Here is a 6,890-nt window from a genome sequence, read left to right as displayed (position 1 = left end):
TAAAAACCACCACTACTAATTCACATAAAAGTAAATTAGATAGACCTAAAGATATACAAAAACCTAGTGGTGGTTCTCTTAGAGCAATAAAACAAAAACTCCTAGATGCTCATCTAGAAATTTTAACATGCAAAAATATTATGAAAATCATAAATGACAAGAACATAACCCTTGAAAGATTAACTAAGGTACTTGACTTTAGTGCTAAAAATAATAAATCCCCTGGGTTCATAGTGGCTGCTCTAAAAAATGATTATACCCTAGATCCTTCCCCTAGGGAAAGTATGTCCATTGAAAGATCAAAGAAAATTGATGAGGACATTAGGAAAACTAGAGAAACAAAAATTAAACAACTTCGTGAAAAAGATGAGTATCTAAGGGAAAAAGAACATTTAGATAATTATTTTAATGGACTTTCCAAAGAAAAACAAGGAAAGATAATGGAAGAAGCCTATATTACAGCTAAAAAAGTATATGGTTTTGTATGGGAGATCATGGGAAGAACTAAGGTGAAGTATGATATTTTAAAGGATATAATAAGTGCTAGCACCAATACATATGCTAGCACTCAAGTATAGAGTTATTTAGATTTATTAATCTTCGTATGTTCTTATGAAGTTTATTAGGGTTTTAGTTAACACAATAGTTCTATTTTGAACTAAATATGTTACAAATTTTCTATCATCCCTAGCTAGGTAAAGGGAAGTTTTACTAATTTTTAAAGTTTTTGAAATTTTTGGAATAGTTGTAAACTCTCCAAAAGTGCTTAATAAAATTTTAAGTAGGGTCTCTTCATCTGCATTTCTAGGTTCAGAATTGTTAATAATAATTTCATCAGTGACATCACAAACAAATAAATCATTTTCTTCCATAAGATTACCTCCTAATATTAAAATATTCTTCAAATTCAATACAATTATTAAGATAAATTTCTAGATTAGTAATGTCTTCTTTTTTGTTTTCACTAAGTGCTATCCTAATAATTGAGACTTTAAAAACACATTCTAAGGACAACTTTTCTTTAGCAATTGGAATTTTTGACATAATTTCCAGGGCTTCTAATAATTTGTTTTCCCCAAATATAGTGTAAGCTCTATAAATTAAAATATAGTGATCTAAATTAACCTTTGTTTTTTGAAAATCAAGGGAAAAATATTTTTTCAATACCTTTCTAACAATCTTTTTATTTTTTTTACTATCTTCATTAAATTCTTTTTTCACTTCTATAAAATCAAAATTATCCATAATTGGGAAAATAACCCTAGAAGCAGTAATATTTTTAAAAGATTCCTTATTTTTATTAAAAACATGAAAATTGTTTACATGGCAATTTTTCAAATATCCCTTCTGATTTATAGTTGAAATTAAATTATGACAGCTTCTAATTTTTAAGTTAACTAATTCTCCTAAAAATTTGTTATAAAAAAAACATCCTCCAGGATCAGCCCCCTTAGCTATAATAGCGATTAAAATTGTTTCAGTTGAATTAAGATTAGGGTCAAATAAAATGCTATTTGGAATAAAAAGACCCCCTTGTAAAATTTTTTCCATTAATACTCCCTCCTTTTATTCTTATGTATTTTCTGTTTTGGAAAATTATCCTTAATTAAATGATATTTCAAAGATTTTATGGTGTCAAGGTGCCTAAATATATGAATTTAAAAAAAATACGTCATATGCGTCATATACGTCATATACGTCATATACGTTCTGGACGAAAATTTTAAAATATAATATAATATTTGTGTAGATAGGAAACCTGCAGGAAACATCTATTGGTAATATAAATATACCACTAAGTTATTTATAATTTTTATACCAAAGGAGATGGTGTTATGAACAATTTAGAAGCAAAATTAATAGTTGAGGAAAGTTTAAAAAAATTACAAGAATCTGTGAAAAAAGAAGTAAACTACTTAAAAGAAATTGCAGATGACAAAATTGCATTAAAAGCTGTGTTAGCAGATCAAGAATCTGGTGTAGAAATAGATCCAGAAGCTGGATATGTTACTTACAATGAATGGGTTGAAGGACTTAGTAAAGAAATAAAAACTGGTGAAACATCCCTTGCTAGAATCCAAAAGGAAAAAGCTGAAATTGTAGCATTTAGTTATTTCTTAGAAAATGCAACTGATGAAGAAGGATAATACTCATAAAAAGGAAGTGTTATTATGAAAATAAAAATTGTAAAATATATTGAAAAATTTATGTGTAAATATTTAGGAACTGAAGTGTTAGAGGGTATAGTTTTAACCTTGCTAAAGGATTTAGTAAAAAGAACTGGATCTAAAATAGATGACAAAATTTATAAAGTTATCTTTGAAAGTATTTCAAAGGAAGAGGACTCTAAATGCTAGAATATTTAAAGTTTGGTTTTACACTTTTAGTAAGTATCTTAGGTACCTTTCTTAGTTCATATAAATATTTCAAAAGGGAGATTGATAAGAAGGCAGATAAAGACAATGTAATAGCAGAATTTGAAAATGTATTCTTGGAAGTTCAAAAGAAAGTTGATCTAATTCTCTATGAAAAAGAAATTGAATTTCTGAAAAATCAAATAAATGAAAACAATAAATCCCTACACAATAAATTAGAAGAAATGAGAGATGACATGAAAATAGTTAAAGAATGTCTGCTCAATAAATAAAAATTAGGCTGCTAGATAATCTAGCAGCCTTTTTATATAAATATATATTAATTAGTTGTATATTTAATTTTCTAAAGTTTCTAAAAAACTATTAAATGGTAAAAATGCTGCTCCAATTAAATTTGAGAAATCTCCATAATGAGAAAACTCTAGGATAGTGCTATCTTTAAAAAATATATTATTGAATATTTTTCTTTTTAGATCTTTTTCTATAATAAAACTATAATTAGATATAAGACCACCAATAATAATTTTATCTAAATCTAATAAAAAAAGAAGACTTCTAATACTAGATGCAAGATAAGTTGTGTATTTATCTAAAATTTCTTTTCCCATATCAGTTTCATATAATTTATTAGAGAATATTTCCACAAATGATAATTTTTCTAATTGAAATTTTTTCTTAAAAACTTCTATTAGAGCTTCATTAGAACAATAACTTTCAAGACAACCTTTGTTTCCACAGTTACAATCTTTTCCATTTATTTCCACTGTAAAATGACCAAACTCTCCAGCCTTAGAAGTTGATCCAGAATAAATATTACCATTTAATAATATTCCTGCTCCTATTCCAGATTCAATTGAAATAAAAGCTAAGTTATTATAAGATTTATTTTCATTTAAAAGAAATTCTCCTATAGCACCAGCATTAGCTTCGTTAATTAAATAAACAGGTAATTTAAATGTTTCTTCTAGAATATCAAAACCTTTGGCAAATATATTAAAATTTGTTCCTATTTCAAAAATCTTTTTTTCATCATCAACTATTCCAGAAAGTGAAATTCCTATTCCTATTAATTTATTAATACATTTAAAATTTAATAAAAATCTTTTTAATTGTTCATTAATATATTCAACAAAATTATTATTATTGAAAAATTCCTTGATAATAACAGTTTTTTTAATTTCTATTCCGCTTAAATTTATTAATATAAAACTAATAGAATGAAGTTCTACTTTTATTCCTATTGAATAAAAAGAATTTGGATTATATTTATATAAAAGTGCCTTTCTTTTTGTATTTTTTTTTGAATACCCACTATCCACTATAATTTCTTTTTCTAAAAAAATATTAATTATTTTAGTTGCTGTTGGGAAGCTAATATTTAAAGAATTAGATAGATCTTTTTTTGTAAATTCATTATTTGTTGTAATATAACTGTAGGCCTTATTTATATTTTTAAATTTTTCTTTTTTCTGATAAATTAAATTATTCATAAAATTTCTCCTTAAGATAAGTATATATATTTTAAATTTAACATATAATAAAAAATAAGTCAATTTAATTAATTTTTTTTATAGATTGAAAATAGATAACTCCCTTAAAAAGATATGGTTTTAAAAGCATAGAAATGTTCTAAAAATAAATACAATAAATTCAAACTTGACATAAAAATGAAAATAAGGTATATTTTCAGTATGAATTAAAGTCAATTTAATTAAAAAAAGAATAGGAGGAAAAATGGAATTTTTTAAAGGAATAGATAAAATAGAATATGAAGGTAGTAAAAGCAAAAATGATTTATCTTTTAAATACTACAATCCTGAAGAAGTTATACTAGGAAAAAAAATGAAGGAACATTTGAAATTTGCAATGTCATATTGGCATACACTAACAGGTGGAGGAATGGATCCATTTGGAGAACAAACTATTATTAGAAGCTGGGATACTTTAAATCCTATGGAAAGAGCAAAGGCTAGAGTTAAAGCAGGTTTTGAATTTATGGAAAAACTAGGAATTGAATATTTTTGTTTTCATGATAAAGATATAGCACCTGAAGCTGATACTTTAGAAGAATATTTTAAGAATTTAGATGAGATAGTTGATGAAATAGAAAAAGAAATGAAAAGAACAGGTATAAAACTTTTATGGGGAACATCTAATATGTTTTCAAATAGAAGATTTGTTCACGGTGCAGCTACAACTTGTAATGCAGATGTTTTTGCATGGGGAGCAGCTCAAGTTAAAAAAGCTTTAGAAATTACAAAAAGATTAAATGGTTCTGGTTATGTTTTCTGGGGTGGAAGAGAAGGATATGAAACTCTTTTAAATACAGATATGGGTCTAGAATTGGATAATTTAGCTAGAATGCTAAGTTTTGCAAAGGAATATGCAAATGAAATTGGATTTATAGGTCAATTCTATATAGAACCAAAACCAAAAGAACCAACAAAACATCAGTATGATTTTGATTCAGGAACTGTAATTGGATTCTTAAGAAAATATAATCTAGATAAAGATTTTAAATTAAACATAGAAGCAAATCACGCAACTCTTGCAGGGCACACTTTTCAACATGAATTAAGAGTAGCAAGAATAAATGATATGCTTGGAAGTGTTGATGCTAATATGGGGGATACTCTTTTAGGTTGGGATACAGATCAATTCCCTACAAATATTTATGATTCAACACTTGCTATGTATGAAATTTTAATGGATGGAGGATTTAAAGAGGGGGGACTTAATTTTGATTCTAAATTAAGAAGAGCTTCAATTGATGTGGAAGATATGTTCTTTGCATACATTGCTGGAATGGATACTTTTGCAAAGGGATTAAAGATAGCTGCTAAATTATATGAAGATAAAGTTTTTGAAAATATAATAAAAGAAAGATATTCTAGTTTTGATACTGGAATAGGTAAGAAAATAGTAAATAAAGAGGTTGGATTAAAGGAACTGTCTGACTATGCTCTAGGTTTGAAAGAAATAAAAAATACTTCTGGAAATCAAGAAAAATTAGAAATGATATTAAATCAGTATATCTTAGGATAGGTGAATAACATGTATATTGGAATAGACATAGGAACTTCATCAGTTAAGACTTTACTAATGGATTCCCTTGGAGAAGTTATAAGAACATCTTCAAGGGAATATCCCCTTATTTTTGTAAAGGATAGTTGGATAGAACAACATCCTAGTGACTGGTATGAAAAAACTATTGAATCTTTAAAGGAATTAATAGTTGGTTATGAAAATAGGGTAAAAGCAATAAGTTTCAGTGGACAAATGCATGGTCTTGTTGTCTTAGATGAAGAGAATGAAGTTATTAGACCTGCAATGCTTTGGTGTGATCAGAGAACTGAGAAAGAATGTGAATATTTAAATAATGTTATAGGAAAAGAAAAATTAATAAACTTAACTGGAAATATTGCACTTACTGGATTTACTCTTCCTAAAATTCTTTGGATGAAAAATAATGAACCACATGCATTTAATAAAATATCAAAAATAATGTTACCAAAGGATTATGTTGCATACAAATTAAGTGGTAATTTTGCAACAGATGTAAGTGATGCATCTGGAACATTAATGTTAGATGTTAAAAATAGAAAATGGTCATGTGAAATGTTAAAAATAGCTGGTATAGATGAAAGTAAATTACCAAAGGTATATGAATCTTATGAAAGTGTAGGGACTTTATCAAAGAAAATATCAGATGAACTAGGATTAAATGAAGATGTTAAAATAGTTATAGGTGGTGGAGATCAAGCTATTGGAGCTGTTGGACTTGGGGTTGTTAGTGAAGAAAATTTATCAGTTTCCCTTGGTACATCAGGTGTAGTTTTTTCAAATAGTGATAAATATACATTTGATAATGGGGCTAGGGTACATTCTTTTTGTAATTCAGCTTCTAAATATCATCAAATGGGAGTAATTCTTTCAGCAGCTTCTTGTTTAAAATGGTGGGCTGAAAATATAAATAAAACTCATGACTATAAGGTTTTAATGGAAGAAGCTTGTAAATCAGAAAATGAAAGTATATACTTTATGCCTTATTTAGTAGGGGAAAGAACTCCTCATAATGATTCTAATATAAGAGGTTCTTTTGTTGGTCTTAGTGCAATGGACAAAAGAGGAGATATGACAAAGGCTGTTTTAGAAGGAGTTACTTTTGCCCTAAGAGATTCTTATGAAATATTAAAGGAAATGAAAGTTAAAGGAAATATTATTAGACTCAGTGGTGGAGGAGCTAAAAATAAATTATGGAGAGAAATAATTTCCAATGTTTTTAATTTGAAAGTTGAGATTGTAAATTCAATAGAAGGTCCAGCCTTTGGAGCAAGTATAATAGCAGCTGTTGGGGATGGAAAATATGAGAGTGTAAATGTAGCTTGTGATTCTTTAATTAAAGTTACTGAAGAAATATTTCCAAATGAAGAGAAAGTAAAAATTTACAATAAAAAATATAAGAAATTTAGAAAACTGTATCCAATGATGTGTGAATTTTATAAATAATTAGGA

The 6,890-nt window shown here is 26.8% G+C and carries 9 protein-coding genes; 6 read left to right on the top strand and 3 right to left on the bottom strand.

Translation table 11 applies throughout. From position 1 onward, the window contains the following. Positions 1-578, top strand: a 578-nt coding sequence (locus GIL12_RS07925; protein WP_370456706.1) for a hypothetical protein, incomplete at its 5' end; no start/stop codon positions are given. 15 nt (positions 579-593) lie between these two features. Here the strand turns inward: GIL12_RS07925 and GIL12_RS07920 are convergent. Both GIL12_RS07920 and GIL12_RS07915 read right to left on the bottom strand, forming a co-directional pair. Beyond that, positions 594-872 carry a hypothetical protein gene (locus tag GIL12_RS07920; protein WP_163469949.1) on the bottom strand — a complete coding sequence of 93 codons (279 nt, stop codon included), beginning with the start codon at positions 870-872 and terminating at the stop codon, positions 594-596. A gap of 4 nt (positions 873-876) precedes the next feature. After that, positions 877-1,551 carry a hypothetical protein gene (locus tag GIL12_RS07915; protein WP_163469948.1) on the bottom strand — a complete coding sequence of 225 codons (675 nt, stop codon included), beginning with the start codon at positions 1,549-1,551 and terminating at the stop codon, positions 877-879. A gap of 284 nt (positions 1,552-1,835) precedes the next feature. Between GIL12_RS07915 and GIL12_RS07910 the strand changes: the two genes are divergently transcribed. The 3 genes from GIL12_RS07910 to GIL12_RS07900 are packed head-to-tail and all read left to right on the top strand — an operon-like array spanning position 1,836 to position 2,647. Beyond that, on the top strand, positions 1,836-2,147 hold the full coding sequence (locus GIL12_RS07910; protein ID WP_163469947.1) for a hypothetical protein: 312 nt from the start codon (positions 1,836-1,838) through the stop codon (positions 2,145-2,147). 24 nt (positions 2,148-2,171) lie between these two features. Next, positions 2,172-2,357: a hypothetical protein gene (locus tag GIL12_RS07905; RefSeq protein ID WP_163469946.1), complete on the top strand. Its 186-nt coding sequence runs from the start codon at positions 2,172-2,174 to the stop codon at positions 2,355-2,357. Next, on the top strand, positions 2,351-2,647 hold the full coding sequence (locus GIL12_RS07900) for a hypothetical protein (RefSeq protein ID WP_163469945.1): 297 nt from the start codon (positions 2,351-2,353) through the stop codon (positions 2,645-2,647). Before GIL12_RS07905 ends, GIL12_RS07900 begins: the two co-directional genes overlap by 7 nt. A 63-nt stretch (positions 2,648-2,710) precedes the next feature. On the opposite strand, the gene GIL12_RS07895 is transcribed toward GIL12_RS07900, so the two are convergent. Beyond that, on the bottom strand, positions 2,711-3,865 hold the full coding sequence (locus GIL12_RS07895) for an ROK family protein (protein WP_163469944.1): 1,155 nt from the start codon (positions 3,863-3,865) through the stop codon (positions 2,711-2,713). 244 nt (positions 3,866-4,109) lie between these two features. On the opposite strand from GIL12_RS07895, the gene xylA reads away from it, so the two are divergent. Together xylA and xylB are read left to right on the top strand one after the other, a co-directional pair. Continuing rightward, complete coding sequence (gene xylA, locus GIL12_RS07890; protein ID WP_163469943.1) at positions 4,110-5,420, top strand: xylose isomerase; 1,311 nt, start codon at positions 4,110-4,112, stop codon at positions 5,418-5,420. 9 nt (positions 5,421-5,429) lie between these two features. After that, positions 5,430-6,884, top strand: coding sequence for a xylulokinase (gene xylB / locus GIL12_RS07885; RefSeq protein WP_163469942.1), 1,455 nt, complete (start codon positions 5,430-5,432; stop codon positions 6,882-6,884). The last annotated feature ends 6 nt before the right edge of the window (positions 6,885-6,890 follow it).

Source organism: Fusobacterium sp. IOR10 (genome assembly GCF_010367435.1).
Classification (GTDB): domain Bacteria; phylum Fusobacteriota; class Fusobacteriia; order Fusobacteriales; family Fusobacteriaceae; genus Fusobacterium_B.
This window is presented reverse-complemented; position numbering and strand designations above follow the sequence as displayed.

What these genes read in the sequence shown, in the direction of transcription:
- GIL12_RS07920 (WP_163469949.1), bottom strand. Translation starts at nt 872, where the DNA reads ATGGAAGAAAATGATTTATTTGTTTGTGATGTCACTGATGAAATTATT.
- GIL12_RS07915 (WP_163469948.1), bottom strand. Translation starts at nt 1,551, where the DNA reads ATGGAAAAAATTTTACAAGGGGGTCTTTTTATTCCAAATAGCATTTTA.
- GIL12_RS07910 (WP_163469947.1), top strand. Translation starts at nt 1,836, where the DNA reads ATGAACAATTTAGAAGCAAAATTAATAGTTGAGGAAAGTTTAAAAAAA.
- GIL12_RS07905 (WP_163469946.1), top strand. Translation starts at nt 2,172, where the DNA reads ATGAAAATAAAAATTGTAAAATATATTGAAAAATTTATGTGTAAATAT.
- GIL12_RS07900 (WP_163469945.1), top strand. Translation starts at nt 2,351, where the DNA reads ATGCTAGAATATTTAAAGTTTGGTTTTACACTTTTAGTAAGTATCTTA.
- GIL12_RS07895 (WP_163469944.1), bottom strand. Translation starts at nt 3,865, where the DNA reads ATGAATAATTTAATTTATCAGAAAAAAGAAAAATTTAAAAATATAAAT.
- xylA (WP_163469943.1), top strand. Translation starts at nt 4,110, where the DNA reads ATGGAATTTTTTAAAGGAATAGATAAAATAGAATATGAAGGTAGTAAA.
- xylB (WP_163469942.1), top strand. Translation starts at nt 5,430, where the DNA reads ATGTATATTGGAATAGACATAGGAACTTCATCAGTTAAGACTTTACTA.